Below are 14,556 nucleotides of genomic sequence, written 5' to 3'. Positions count from 1 at the left end.
TCCGGGAAACCTTCGCCAACTCGCTAACCTTGCAGAACGCGGTCACAGGGTGTCACCAACCCCGCCGCAGCAAGCGACCGCAAGGTCCCAACGAATGCGGTTCGGCACAGGGCCTGGCCACGTCCTCCACCGCAACGGTCCGGAAGACTGCGGTGATCGCGACTACTTGGCCGGGTCCGAATCGGCAGGACGGGGTTGACCGGCGGATCTACACTCCGCGAGGCCGGTGACTTTTTCTGATCGAACTGCGGAAGGTGCCCATGTCGGCCTCCATGGCGCCCATGCGTTTAGCGCAGGGCAACTTCTGGACCAGTGCTCCGGGAGTCGCGCTGTGGATTCTGCTCGGTGCGGTGTTACTCGGCGCGGTGGCGGCGCTGGCCGAAACCACGCGGCATCGGCTACGACGCAGGCGCGCCGGTAGTGCGCTCGCGCCGGGCAGGTGGGTGTTTCGGGACGCGAAGCTAGCCGCGCTGCTATCCACGGCGCTGGCCGAACTGCACCGGGGCCTGCGGGCCAAATCGCGGCAGGCACCGGGTATTCAGGTCGTGCTCGCCGCAAGCGACCGGATCGTGGTACATCTCGCGCGGCCGGCAAACCAGCCACCCGAACCGCCGTGGTATGTGGAAAGCGGTGGCCCGCCCGGTCAGTCCTGGGCGGTCAACAGCGCCGATCTGCGCGCGGGTAAACCGGGCCCGATCCCATACCGGTTGCTCGTCACGGTCGGCACCTCCAACGGGTGGCGAGTACTCGTCAATCTGGCGGTATCACCCGGCTTGGTGGCTATCGATGGTGAACCCGCCGCCGCTCGCCGAGTTCTCGAGGACATGGTTTTCGAGTTGAGCAGCAATCCGTGGTCGACCGGGGTGTCCATGCTGCTCGGGGGATTTCCTGACGAACTCGTCGTGCCGGAGCCCGCCCGCGTGCGGCAGTTCGCGAGCGCGGTTGAGGCGATCGGCGCGGCGGAACGGCGAGCCTGGCGCGGCGGCGCGACCTTTGCCACGGCGGACGGCGACCCTGCTGGATCCGACACTACGGTGCTGTTGCTCGCCCAACCTCCGGAAGAACAGTACGCCGCGCGGATAACCAGAATCGCCGAAGACGTGCACAGCTCGATCGTCGTACTGTGCCTTGGCGGTTCCCACTACGCGCGATGGGTCTTCTTGGCAGGCCAGGAAGACCAGCTACAGATCAACCCGCTGGGACTGCGGCTAGACGCGACATCCGGCGGTATCGCCGAATTGCGGCGGCAGTTGAAAGTCACCCACGGTGTCGGTTCGGTCGCGCCCCCACCAGCCGAGCCGGCCAGGGTGGCGACTTCGCCCACCGCGCCACCGCAAGGACAACCGCTGGCGCAAGAGCAGCCGACCGTGCGGATACCGGCGCCGGAGAATCGACCGGCTGGCGCCAGCGGGTGGCAACCGGCGATCCGTGCCCTGAGCGCGCCCGTGTTCAGCACGGAGACCAGGGACAAGCTGTGGCCCGCACCGGTCAGGGTCAACGTGCTCGGCCCGCTCGAGGTACATGCGCCTGGCCGGCTTAGCGCCCCCAGGCGCGCATTGCTGAGCGAGCTGGCCGCGGCAGCCGCACTGCAGCCGGAAGGATTGTCCCGACATGCGCTGAGCGCGGCCGTCGGTGGCCCCGAGGCGATGGCCACCGCCATGCGCGAGTTGCACGAATGGCTTGGGCTCGGGACTAACGGCCAGCCTCGGTTGCGCGAGCTCGGTGGCGGCTGGGTAGTGCAGGCGGACGTTCGGGTGGACTGGCACCTTTTCCAGGAGCTGGCCAGTGTCACCGAGGCGGACAACGAGCGGGCCCGGTTGGTGAGCGCGCTTGCCATGATTCGTGGGGAACTCGCCGCCTTCGGCTTGGTAGCCATGCCATTGCGGAGCGCCGAGGTGCACGCGCTCGTGGTGCGCAGTGTGCGGCGGGCCGCTGATCTGGCGTCGGCGAACCGGGACTTCGAGGTCGTTGAGTGGGCACTACGGAAAGGAATTGACCTGCTACCTCGCGCCGAAGGGCTGTGGCGAGCGCTGTTGCTCTTCTACTACGAGCACGACCGAACTCGACTCGGCGCGGCAACCGCGGAAATGTTGGCCAAGCTCGGTGGGAGCGAAGGCCACGCCCGCCTGCAGCCAGAGACGAGCCGGCTGCTCTCTCAACTTCGCCGCGAGCCGGACAGTTGGTTGACCTATCCAGGTGCCGGCAGGGGAGTCGCCAACGAATCGGTCAGGGCTGACCCGCCTACTGAGTCCATACCGACGAAGCGGTAGTCCTGCCGTGCCGCACCCGCCGCCGTCCGCCCTCCTTGGCTGATCAGCTACGCTTACCGAATCCGATTTGCTTTCAGTCGGTAATCGGCACGGGACGTAGTTCGAGCGGACAGGTGCGGCGGTGTGCGTGTGTGTACTTCGTCCGCGCGATGGTCTTACGTCACTTGCGGGTGTATGGAGTATCGCGGTGGTGACGAGGTGAGCGTTGGTTCGTGGTCCCGGTCGTCTCGGTGAACGTATCCGGGAATTCCGGAGTCGAGCCGAGCTGACCCAACAGAAGACCGCGGATCTCGCCGGTATGAGTGTGGCAAGTCTGCGGGATTTGGAACAGGGGCGAGTGGTGCGCCCCCGAGCGAGCACGATTCGTCGCCTCGCCGATACGTTGGCGCTGTCTCGTACCGAGACCGATGAACTACTGCGGATCGGCCTCGGCGACACCCAACTGAGTACTGGTCCAACCATTGACGTGCTGGGTCCACTACGGGTGATCGTGGATGGACAGGTTGTCGACCCCGGCTCGGAGACGCAACGGGCGCTGCTGTGCCTGCTCGCGCTGTCGCCGAATGTGTCGGTCAGCAAGGAAACCCTGGTTGAAGTGCTATGGGGGGAGTACCCGCCGGCCACCGCGGCCGATCTGTTGCAAACCAGAATGTCCCGGCTCCGACGTCGGCTACAACCGGCAAGATCATCAGATGAAGCTCCGATGATCACCGCTACTCGTGGTGGTTATCAGCTCACCGCCATCGACGAGCAGGTCGATCTGCTGCAGTTCCGCCGATCGGTGTCCCGCGCTCGGCAGTCTCGACAGAACGGTGATCTCGTCGCGGCTTGTGAGCAGTTCCAGGACGCCGTTCGGCACTGGCGTGGTGAGCCGTTGACCGAGGTGCCCGTGATACGTGGGCTGCCGGCAGCCACGGCGCTCGTGCAGGACTATCGCGCCGTGGCTGTGGAGTATGCCACCGTCGCCGCCGAACTGGGCAGGCATGAGGACGTGCTCCCGCTGCTGCAGGACGCGGCGCGCGCCGAGCCGTTACATGAGGCCGTACACGCCGCGCTGATGATCGCCTTGGCCGGATGCGGCCAACAGGCGAGCGCGATGAGTACCTATGCGCGGATCCGCGAGCGACTGGTTGATGAGTTGGGCGCTGATCCGGGACCAGTGCTCGTTGAGGCAAACCAGCGGATCATGCGGCATGAAGTACTCAAAGCCGAGTTGGCGCCGGTCACCGCGCATCGGCAGATTCCAGCGGACACGGAGGAGTTCAGCGGCAGGGAACCTGAACTGCGCGCCTTGCAGGAGCAGCTGATCGAACGAGGCGAGCAACACCGCACGGGCCGTATCGCGGTCATCGAAGGCAGCGGCGGCGTTGGCAAAACCAAACTCGCCGTGCGATTCGCGCACCAGCAGCTTGCCGCCGGTCGCTTCGCGGACATTCAGCTCTACGTCGACCTGCACGGCCATTCCGATCAGCCGCCGGCCGAACCGGCCGCGGTACTCGCCGCGTTCCTCCAACTGCTCGACGTCACCGGCGGCCAGATACCCGCCGATATCGCCGGCCGAGCCGCGCTCTACCGCGATCGACTTTACGCCAAGAACGCGCTGATCATCATGGACAACGCGGCCAATGAAGAGCAGGTGCAGCCCTTGCTGCCGGCGGGCCCGGCGAATCTGGTGTTGGTAACCAGCCGCCGCACGCTCGCCGTTGATGGCGCCTACACCATGCCGATTCCGGTGTTCAGTGGCGAGGAGGCGGAACGGTTACTGCGCCGGATCGTTGGCGACCGGCGCGTCTCGGCCGAACCCACCGCGGCCCAGCGAGTCGTGACGCTATGCGGTCACCTGCCGCTCGCGATCGCACTCGCCGTCCGCCGGTTGCAGGCGCGGTCATCCTGGACGTTCGCGGACCTTGCGGATCGCCTCGCCGAATCCAGCGATCGACTCACCGAGCTGGCTGCTGGCAGCCGCCAGCTTCGCTCCGTTTTCGACCTGTCCTATCAGGCGTTGTCCTCGGATGAGCAACGCGTCTTCCGGTTGCTCGCACTGTGCCCAGGAGACGACCTCGACGCCACGGCTATGGCGGTGCTCGCGGATATCCGGCCGAACCGAGCGCAGCGGCTACTCGACCGACTCGTTGACGAGTATCTACTGGACACCAGCTCCGGCGATCGGTACCACCCGCACGATCTTGTTCGCGAATACGCGAGCCAGCTGGTGGCCGCCTTCGAATCGGCGCCGGAGCGGACCGCCGCGACCACCCGACTGGTCGAGTACTACCTGCATGCCACTGATCGGGCCGTGCAGTTGTTGAAGCAGACCCGCTGGCGGGCGCAACTCGTGGGCCACGCGTCACCGAGTGTGCCGGCGTTCAGCACGCCACAAGCCGCCACGAGCTGGCTGGAGGCCAACCGCGCCGCGGTGACGACGTCGGTGGGACTTGCCGTCGAACACGGTTTGCCAACTCATGCCTGGCAACTGGCCCAGACGATCCGGGTCTACCTGCAGTTACACGGTCAGACCCAGGACTGGGTGCAAACCCACCAGGTGGCGCTGAACGCGAGCATCGAAGCGGGAGATCTGGTCGGTGAGGCCGTAACGCGGACCTTCCTGGGCGCGGCCATGATCTATCAGAGCCAACCGCATCTTGCCGTGGAACATCTGGATCGTGCCCTGGAGCTGCACAAGTCGAATGGCGAGCGCCATCTCGAAATGTCCACATTGGGCTGGCTAGCCAACGTCTATTACCGGCTAGGTAAGTTCGAGAAGGCGCTCGATTACAACATGCGCGCCGCGCCACTTGTCGGCTCGAATGAGCCCGATATGCACCGAGAAGTCCGAATACGCAACAATGCCGGACTGCTCCTTGCCACCCTCGGACGGTTTCCCGAAGCGCTGGACAACTATCAGCGTGCGCTGGACGTCGCCAGGCAGTCTGACCTCACGGACAGTGAAGGGGAGAGTGTCGCGCTGGCGAATATGGGAGATAGCTATCGGCAGCTCGGCCGGCACGACGAAGCGCTGGAAATTCTCCGGCGGGCGCTGCGGATCGCCATGGAACGGGGTCAGCTGCCGCAACAAGCCTACGTGCGACACCGGCTCGGGCTGGCTTACCGGGACCATGGACTCGTCGAGCAAGCCTTGCCGCAGTTGGCCGAGGCTCGTGAGGTCATCGGCCGCGTCCACGCCCCGGTTACTGAGTGTGAAATCCTTACGGAGCTCGGTGATACCTACCGGGTGGGCGGGGAACTTGATCAGGCGCGGGAATACCTCCGTGGCGCGCTGGCGATGGCCGTCGAAACCCGCGAGCGGCGGCTGGAGGCCCGCGCGCTCGAGGCAGTTGGCGAGTTACATTACGTGCGTGGCGACACCGCGTTTGCGCAAGATCATTGGCAACAGGCATACGCCCTCTACGTCGAGTTGGGCGTGGCTGGGGCGGACCGAGTGCGTCGAAGACTCGTCGGCCAGGCTGATACTGGTGCGAGCGGGTAACCGCCAGGTCCGTGCACGCGGAACCGGGGTCGGGAATCCGCCGTCTGAACAAGCGATTTCCGTTCACAAACGGGACGAGGACGGTACAGGATGAGTGTGACCGCCGCGGGATCTCGTCGTTCCCTTGAAGACGTAGTACGCGGCTACCGGCGGCGCGCCGGTCTGACGCAGCGCCAGGTGGCCGAGCGAGCTGGGATGAGTGTCGCCAGCCTGCGGGACCTCGAGCAGGGCAGGGTCGCCACTCCGCGCGTCGGGACCCTGCGTAAGCTCGCGGACGCGCTCGAGCTGACGGCGGCCGAGACCGAGGAGCTGGTCCAGCTCAGCCAGAGCGGCAAAACCGAGACAGCTGACCTGTGGGTGCGGATTCTGGGGCCGCTTGCGGTGCGTGCGGGTGGAGTCGATGTGGATCCGGGTCCGGTCCGGCAGCGAGTGCTACTCGGTTTGCTCGCGCTCACTCCGAACAAGACCGTTGGTCGCGAGGGCCTGATCGAAGCTGGCTGGGGCGAGCAGCCGCCCGCGAATGTCGTCGACTTACTGCAGACCAGTATGTCCCGGCTGCGGCGTAGGTTGCAGGCACCGCAAGGGGAAGCCGAACCCGCTCGGATCATCACCGCAACCAGGGGCGGCTATCAGCTGACGGTGGCCGACGACCAGTTGGACTTGCTTGCCTTCCGGGCGCGGTTGGAACTGGCCAGGAAATGCCGCGATGCCGGCGATATTCCCGGCGCGTGTGCTGCCTACCGGGACGCGGTGGAGCTATGGCGCGGTGATGCGCTCGCTGACCTGCCCAGTCTGTACGTGCATCCCTCGGTTGTCGCGTTGACCGGCGAGTGGCAAACGATGGTCGTCGAGTACGCCGAGACCGCGGCGCGGCTCGACCGGCATGAGCAGGTGGTGCCGTTGCTCCGGCGGCTAACCGAAGCCGATCCGTTGCATGAATCGGCGCACGCTCGGCTGATGGTCGCCCTTGCCGGCAGCGGTCAACAGGCGGCGGCGTTGACGGTGTACGGGGAGCTGCGGCGCCGAATCGCGGATGAGCTCGGCGCGGAGCCTGGGCGCGAGGTCGCCGAAGCACACCAGCGAGTGCTGCGCCAGGAGGTTCATCACCCGGAGATCGCCGAGCCAGTTACCGTGCGCGCGCATCGGCAACTGCCAAGGGATATCGCCGACTTCACCGGTCGGGATATCGAACTGACGGCGCTGCGGAACAAACTGACACAGTCCGAAAGCGACCATGCCGCGGCGATGATCATTGCCATCGAGGGCATGGCTGGCGTCGGTAAGACCCGGCTCGCCGTGCGGCTGGCTTATCAGCTCTTCGGCGAGGGTCGGTTCACCGATGAGCATCTGTACGTCGATCTTCGAGGGCATGCCGACCAGCCTCCGGCGGAACCGGCCACCGTACTTGCCTCGTTCCTGCATTTGCTTGGCGTACCAGGTGACCAGATCCCTCGTGGGTTGGATGAGCGAGCCGCGTTGTATCGGGCACGGCTTCGGGAACAGGGCGTGCTTGTCTTGTTGGATAACGCGGCGAGCGCGGAGCAGGTGCTACCGTTGTTGCCGGACAGTCCGCGCAACGCGGTGCTGGTGACCAGTCGTCGATCCCTGGCGCTGGATGGCGCGCACAGTTTGCCGCTCGATGTGTTCAGCCCGGTGGACGCGCGACTGCTGCTCACTCAGATCGTGGGGGAGGAACGCGTTGCCGCCGACGCGGAGGCCGCGCAGCGGGTCGTTGAGCTCTGTGGCCGATTGCCGCTCGCCGTCGCGCTGATCGCCCGCCGGATTCAGGGGCGTCCAGCATGGAGTTTCGCGGACATGACGCGCAGATTGTTGGACGCAAGCGATCGCATCGACGAGTTGACGGCAGGTAGCCGGCATGTTCGTGCTGCGTTCGACCTTTCCTACCAAGCGTTGGGTCTGTCCGCTCGCCAGATGTTCCGGCTGCTTGGCCTGCATCCTGGTGACGACTTCACCTCCGCGTCGGCGGCGGCGATGGTGGGTTGTCCCGAAGAAGCGGCTCGCCGACTGCTCGACTGCCTTGTTGACGAGCATCTGGCCATTGTGGTCACAGGCGAGCGATATCAGCTGCATGATCTGGTGCGCGCGTACGCGCGGGATGTGGCGGAACGCGATGAGGAAGACGGTGGGCAGGCGGCGGTCGATCGAGTACTAAACTGGCATCTGCACGCCGCCTATCGCGCGAAGAGCGTCCTTTCGCCGGCGGTCGGCACGACCTTCAGCGTCTCGGACGAATCGCCGCTCGACCTTCCGGAGTTCGATGACGAGGACGCGGCCTTCAGCTGGTTCGACGCCGAACATGCCTCGGTGACCGGGGCGGTCGCGCTTGGTGTCGAGTATGGACTCGAATCGATCAGCTGGCAGCTCACCGCGCTGCTGCGGACATACTTCGAGCGAACAAGCGAATGGGATCGGTGGGTATCGGTCGCGCAACTCGGTCTGGCCGCGGCCAGACGAGTAGGCGATCGAGCTGGCGAAGCCCTGTTGCTGAGCGACCTTGGGCTCGCCTACGGCCAGCTCGACGAACTCGAGCAATCCGCGCGCTCCGCCAAGGAATCCCTGGAAATCCGACAGGCCATCGGTGACCGCGCGGGCGAGGGATGGAGTCAAAACAACCTCGGCATCGCCATCGCGCGTTGTGGTGACGTAGCCGCAGCTCGCGGTCATTTCCAGGCCGCTATTGAGTTGGCCAGAAAGCTTACGGATACTCGTTTCGAGGCCGCGGTTCTCAGCAATCTCGGGCAGTGCCATGTAGGGCTTGGAGAGTTTAACGAGGCAGTCACGTGCTTACGCGGCGCGGTCGAGTTACGCCGAAATGTCAACGATATCGTCGGGATCGCAATCAGTTTGCACTGTCTTGGTGCGGCATTGCTGGGACTTGACCGATATGAGGAAGCGATCCCATTGCTTCAAGAGTCCTGCGAGTTGTGTCGTCAGCAGCGCTACCGGGCTTATGAGGCCGAAGCGCTAGAGACGCTCGGTAAGGCACTGCGCGAGGTGAATCGAGAGGCCGAAGCCCAGGAATGCTGGGAACGTGGCCTGAAGATTCTTGCCGAGATTCGTCAAGAGCGAGCCGCGGGCACCGTCAGTTGATTAGCCCAGCGCCTTGATTAGTCAAGCGCGCCGAAATCACTCAAATGTCTAATTTGGACGCCCCAATGCGATGGCTTGCGCGCATTGGGGCACGGACGATGCGTGGATGTCCAGTCAGGATGCCCGGGCGTTTGCCGGGCTAGTCTCGCACGGCTCCCTGAGCTTGAGCAGCGTCCGCTTCTCGATCTGCCGAATCCGCTCCCTGGTCAATCCGCACTCGCGTCCCACTTCTTCCAGAGTGCGTTGCCGGTCATCGTCCAATCCGAACCGGAGCCGGAGCACCTCTTGTTCCCGCGGGTTCAATCTGGCGAGTAAGTCCTGAACTTGCCGGAGTACGAGGGACGACACGTTACCGGCGTGGCCGCCGGTGGGATCGACATATCGAACGAAGTCGGAAAGCGGGCTGTCGCCGTGCTCGCCCGCGGCCTGATCGAGGCTGATTGGCTCCTGCTCGTAAGAAAGCAGCTCGATGACCTGCTCGGTGGTGATCCCGGCCTGCTCAGCGATTTCGTTGACATCCGGCTCGCGGCCAAGCTGCGCCGCGAGGTCCTTGCGGGCCCTGGTTACTCGGTTGACCTGCTCCACCACGCGAACCGGTATCCGAATGGTCCTGGCCTGATCGGCGAGCGCTCTGCTGATCGCCTGGCGGATCCACCATGTCGCATAGGTGGAGAACTTGAATCCCGGCGTGTAGTCGAACTTCTCCACCGCGCGAATCAGCCCGATATTGCCTTCCTGGATCAGATCCAGCAGTGGCATGCCCCGACCGACGTATCGTTTCGCGATGCTCACCACGAGCCGGAGGTTCGCCTCGAGCAAGTGGTTCTTGGCTGCCTTGCCCTCTGCGGCGATCAGCCGCAGATCGGCTCGTATGTCCGCCGACAGATACTGTGCCGACTCACCGCTGGCCGCATCCAGCAGCCGTGCGGCATACACGCCGGCCTCGACTCGTTTGGCGAGGATGACTTCCTGCGCGGCCGTCAGCAACTCGGTCTTGCCGATACCCCATAGGTACGACCGCACCAGGTCGGCGGAGGCGCCTCGCTCGTAGTTCTCGTCGGCGCCGCCGATAGCGCCCGGTTCCGCGTCGATCAGCGAACTGGTCACCTGTCCGTAACCGCCCTATCTGGTCCTCGGAGCTTACTCGGTACCGGTACAGAATGGGCGGTTGCGCTGGCATGGTACGGGCATCCAAGCGCGGCTCCTGGTATGACGAACTCGCAGGTCGCGGCGGTGTTGCGGGGGCGATGTACGGTCATGTGCGGATGGACTACGGGCAAGCTGTCAGCCGCTCGTTTGTTTTGCTGAAGGGCTCGATTGCGTGGCGGAGCTATTGTTTGCCGCGTGGAAAGGGCTGCGCTGTGGTGACCGACGAGAACCTGCCGAATAGCGGCGTGTGGTTCCGGCGCAAGCGCGAGCCCGGCCGGCTCGGCCTGGTAAGCGTGGCGCGACTGCTGGTGTTCGAGCTTATTCAGCTGACCGTGTTCTTTCTTGTCGTGCAGCAGCTCTGGGCGATGATCGTGGGCATCGTGCTCGGCGTACTCGGCATTGTGCTCACCTTCGGGCGCTGGCGCGGCCGGTGGTGGACGGACAGCTTCTTGCTCTGGTGGCGATTCCGCCGCCGGAAGGGCTCCTCCGGCGAGCGGGATGCCGATCCCCGGCTCACAGCGGTGCGGGAGCTCGCACCAGATCTCGTGATCGAAGACGTCTCCGGCGCCGGCGACACCCCGCTCGGCATGGGCAGTGATGGCGCGGGCTGGTTCGCCGTTCTCGAACTGACGGCGCTCGGCGAGGATGGCATCAAACCGCCGGTTCCTTTCGCTTCGCTGGCGCGAGTAGCCGCTGAAGCCGAGCAACCCGGTGTCGTGATGCAGGTTGTCTGCCATGTGGTAGCCACTGATCCCGCTCGACCGGCGGCTGAGCAGCGGGCACCGGACCCGTTGGGTAGCACGATGCCCTTCCGCGCGCCAGCGGCCACACCCAGCAGGGAACAGACTTTGTGGGTGGCGGTACGGCTGGATGCCAACGCGGTCGCCGAGTCGGTGATCGACGATCCGGACGCCAACGTGGACATTCCGTCGATGCTCGCGGAGTTCACCCGTAGGGTCGGCAAGGTCCTCAAGCGGCGCGGAATCGAGGCCAGGACGCTCGACTCCGACGAGTTGCTCGATGCGCTCACCATGTCCTGCGACCTGGTGCCAACGGATCGGCCGGTGCAGCCGACCGAGCAATGGGACAGTTGGCGGTCTGGCGAGCTGACCCACGGTTGCTTCTGGTTGCGAACGTGGCCGAGCGCGGAGAACGGCAACACGCTACTGGCCGCGGTAACTGAGCTACCGAGTGCGGGTGGTCCTAGCAGGACGAGCTTGGCCTTCGCGCTCGAGCCTGGCCATTCGGGTACCGACCTGCAATGCCTGATCAGGCTGGCCGCGCCGGCAGACGGCTACTCGAATGCCTGCGCGCGCCTCGTATCGATCGCCGAACGGTACGGCGGTGAAGTGTTCCGGTTGGACGGTGAACACGCGGCTGGCGTCTACGCCTCAGCACCAAGCGGTGGGGGTGGCCGATGAACGGACAACCCGGTTGGCAGCCGCATCAGGGACAGCTGAGTGCCGGCACACCACAGCAGACACCGCCATCAGCCCGAAGCGCCGGCAGCGGGCCCACGGCAGCCATGGTGGCCGCACCGTCAGCGCAGTCCGTGCCCGAGACCGGCCGGCCCGTGGCCGATCCACAGCCAGCCGAGCAGGAAGCCACCGAAACCTCTACGGACGCGAGCCAGGCAGCGGCTACCGCGCAACCGGTGGCCATTGGGCAGGCAGCGGCCGCCGCGCCGACGGTGCCGCCCGCGCCCGGCGGCCCGCCGCGCGGCCCGGCGCCGGCCAGTGACTGGTCGTCGACCGAGTCCGCCTGGCATGTCCGTAAACACCGCGCGCTGCCTCGGTTGCGAACCGGTCGGCACGTAGCGGGATACGAGTCCTTGGAGCTGATTCAGTTAACCGGATCCACGGTGGGTCTGTCGATCGGAAAGGATCAGAGCGGCGCCCCGGTCACCGTGGCGTTATTCCGGCCGACACCGATGCGGTGCGCGCTGATCGGCGGGGTATGGGCGGCGCGGCTGGTTGCGTACCGGGCCTTGCGCTTCGGTGCGCGGCTGGTGATCGTGACGGACCGCCCAGGGGACTGGCAAGATCTCGGACGGCTCGCGACCGGGCGTATCGACCGCGTAGCGTTGCTACCACCAGGAATCGCACTCGACACCTCGGCATCCGGCGATGCCCCAGTGCTTCGGGTCATCGACGTGGAATCCGCCGTTGAACCAACGACAGAGGTCGACGCTTGGTTGACCGAACTCACGGTGCTTCGCCAATTCCGGCCAGATAGGACTGATCAGGTACGTCGGGCCGATCTGGTACTGACGCAGCGGCTGACGCCGGACGAGTCGGCGGGCATGATGTCCGTCTACGGAACGCCAGAACGCACCGCGTATACACTGCAGGTGCTGCACGACGATATGGTCGCCGTGCTCGCCGACGACACCGAACAGTACGCGTGGCTGGCGCTTGCCGAGTACGAACTGGATGCGTTGGGACAGGCGCGACGCTAGACGTATCTACGTGCTGTGCGGGCGCACGGGAAATTTCCGCAAACAGTCGAGCGAACGACGTATAGCAGTACGAGGCACATGGCTGTCAGAGACTTAGACACGCTGCTGGATCGGGCATGTTAAGGACACTTGCTGGGGCGGGGAGCGCGGATCTACCGGCTGGTCCGGTATACGGTTCGACGGGGTGGGCGAGGAGACCGAGAATCGCCTCGAAACGATGAAATTTGTTTCATGTCGTGCCCGGGTACGACAGACCACAGGTCGGGGGATACGTGATCGGTACGCCGGGGCCTACATGCGGGCTATGCAGCGTGCGGCATGCGGTCGTGCGGCTTGCTGACACAGGCTTCGCACAATTCTTCGCGCGAGTCAATGCATCCACTGTCATGGTTCAGAACCGCGTGCATGAGCCAGCCCGAACCCCCACAGTCGCGGCACGGCTTAGTTGAATCGTCCATCTCAACCTCCGACGTCAATGCTGCTGGCACTTGATCTATCTGTCGTACTTAGCAAGCATCTCGCGAAAGGCTGGCAACTAGACAACAGTGCCGACCATTCGTCGATGAGGACGAAACAGCTGAACAGCAGGCATTTCTTGGGCGGATGTACGGGCGGCTACGGCCCAAGTACGGGCTACGTAACACCCAACCGGACTTCAGAAACGTGGCCGCGGGCGCGAGCGTTGTGGCCGCGTGCCGCCTCGCCTGCCTGGAGAGAACCGGTCGGTTGACTACCGCGACCTCGCTGACCGCATAAGCAGTGCAGGACCATTGACAGGCAACCCTAGGGTATCTGTCATTCCTGCCCGAATTTGCACGCGTCTGAGCTACGACGTTGCCGGACGCTATGACCTTGGGAGTACGGATGCGACGAAGCATCGACCGAATGTTGACAACTCATGCTGGTGCGCTGCAGCGTCCAGCAGACCTTGCCAAGACGATGGCGAGCGAAGGCAACGAGGCCGATGCGGTCCAGCAGCGGTTGCGGACCGCCGTCGCGGACGTAGTCGCAAAGCAAACAAGCTATGGGATCGACATCGTCAACGACGGTGAATACGGAAAGTCGATCTGGCAATGGTACATAACAGAGCGAGTTGATGGTATCGAGCGTCGTCCCTGGACCGACGATGTGTACTTCAAAGGCCGGGATCGGGAACAGTTTCCCGATTTTTACGCCTGGGCCGATGAGTCGGGGAACCTTTTCGGTTTTCCAGAGGACCAGTACTTCTTTGGCGCGATGACTACGCAACCGGTGTGCACCGGTCCGCTCAGTTACCGACCTGGAGCGCTTAACAGAGACATCGCGAACCTGGCCAACGCTTTGCGGAGTGCGGATGCGACCGAAGGATTTATGCCGGTCGTCGCTCCGGCGAGCGTGGAAGTTGGTATCGCGAACCAGCACTATCGCACTGAAGACGATTTTCTGAAAGCACTCACCGACGTCTTGCGTCAAGAGTATCGGCAGATCGCTGAGGCAGGCTTTATTTTGCAAGTTGATGACGCCTGGCTGACCGCCGTATGGGACCGTACGCCAGAGTTTGACCTTGCCAGCTACCGCGAGTTCATCGGAAAACGCATCGACGCACTGAACGAGGCGCTGACCGACGTTCCGGAAGAACGAGTGCGCTATCATATGTGTTGGGGCAGTTGGCATGGACCGCATGCCAACGATATTCCGCTCGCCGACGTCGTGGACATGATGCTCACGGTCAAAGCCGGGGGCTATCTCGTTGAGGCGGCCAATGTCCGACATGAGCACGAGTATCGCATCTGGGAAGAAACGCCGTTGCCGGCTGGGAAGGTGCTCATTCCGGGTGTGGTCTCGCACTCCTGCAATCTCATCGAACACCCCGAGTTGGTGGCTGAGCGAATCGAGAGGTTTGCTCAGCGGGTAGGTAAAGAGAACGTGATCGCGGGAGCCGACTGTGGGATGGGTGGACGAATCCATCCGGAGCTCGGTTGGGCCAAGTTCGATTCCCTCGTTCGCGGTGCCGAACTAGCGACTAAGCGATTGGGCTACTGAGGACGAGACAGGCGGAGGCCTCATCGGGCGGTCATCCCGCGCGAGATGGGGCCTCCGAT

The 14,556-nt window shown here is 64.5% G+C and carries 7 protein-coding genes; 6 read left to right on the top strand and 1 reads right to left on the bottom strand.

Annotation, left to right across the window (positions count from 1 at the left end):
• The first annotated feature begins 260 nt into the window (after positions 1 to 260).
• From EV191_RS13115 to EV191_RS13105, 3 genes are all read left to right on the top strand, one after another.
• A complete protein-coding gene (locus EV191_RS13115) occupies positions 261 to 2,270 on the top strand; it encodes a hypothetical protein (RefSeq protein ID WP_132877296.1) in 2,010 nt (669 codons plus the stop codon).
• 205 nt (positions 2,271 to 2,475) lie between these two features.
• Positions 2,476 to 5,757, top strand: coding sequence for a tetratricopeptide repeat protein (locus EV191_RS13110; RefSeq protein WP_132877295.1), 3,282 nt, complete (start codon positions 2,476 to 2,478; stop codon positions 5,755 to 5,757).
• Between the two features lie 90 nt (positions 5,758 to 5,847).
• Entirely contained in the window at positions 5,848 to 8,868 is a 3,021-nt protein-coding gene (locus EV191_RS13105; protein WP_132877294.1) for a BTAD domain-containing putative transcriptional regulator, read from the top strand.
• Positions 8,869 to 8,982: 114 nt separating this feature from the next.
• Here EV191_RS13105 and EV191_RS13100 read toward each other — a convergent pair whose 3' ends face one another.
• On the bottom strand, positions 8,983 to 9,975 hold the full coding sequence (locus EV191_RS13100) for a sigma-70 family RNA polymerase sigma factor (RefSeq protein WP_132877293.1): 993 nt from the start codon (positions 9,973 to 9,975) through the stop codon (positions 8,983 to 8,985).
• 257 nt (positions 9,976 to 10,232) lie between these two features.
• Here EV191_RS13100 and EV191_RS13095 point away from each other — a divergent pair, with 257 nt between their 5' ends.
• The 3 genes from EV191_RS13095 to EV191_RS13085 all read left to right on the top strand — a co-directional run bounded on the left by EV191_RS13095 (position 10,233) and on the right by EV191_RS13085 (position 14,497).
• Positions 10,233 to 11,438, top strand: coding sequence for a type VII secretion protein EccE (locus tag EV191_RS13095; protein ID WP_243658934.1), 1,206 nt, complete (start codon positions 10,233 to 10,235; stop codon positions 11,436 to 11,438).
• A complete protein-coding gene (locus EV191_RS13090) occupies positions 11,435 to 12,475 on the top strand; it encodes a hypothetical protein (RefSeq protein WP_132877292.1) in 1,041 nt (346 codons plus the stop codon). Before EV191_RS13095 ends, EV191_RS13090 begins: the two co-directional genes overlap by 4 nt.
• Before the next feature lie 864 nt (positions 12,476 to 13,339).
• Positions 13,340 to 14,497 (top strand): epoxyalkane--coenzyme M transferase, encoded by a 1,158-nt coding sequence (locus EV191_RS13085; RefSeq protein ID WP_132877291.1) that lies wholly within the window; start codon positions 13,340 to 13,342, stop codon positions 14,495 to 14,497.
• The last annotated feature ends 59 nt before the right edge of the window (positions 14,498 to 14,556 follow it).

Source organism: Tamaricihabitans halophyticus, assembly GCF_004340875.1.
Classification (GTDB): Bacteria; Actinomycetota; Actinomycetes; order Mycobacteriales; family Pseudonocardiaceae; genus Tamaricihabitans; species Tamaricihabitans halophyticus.
The sequence above is the reverse complement of the archived record's forward strand: the minus strand, read 5'-3'. Positions and strand labels throughout refer to the sequence as shown.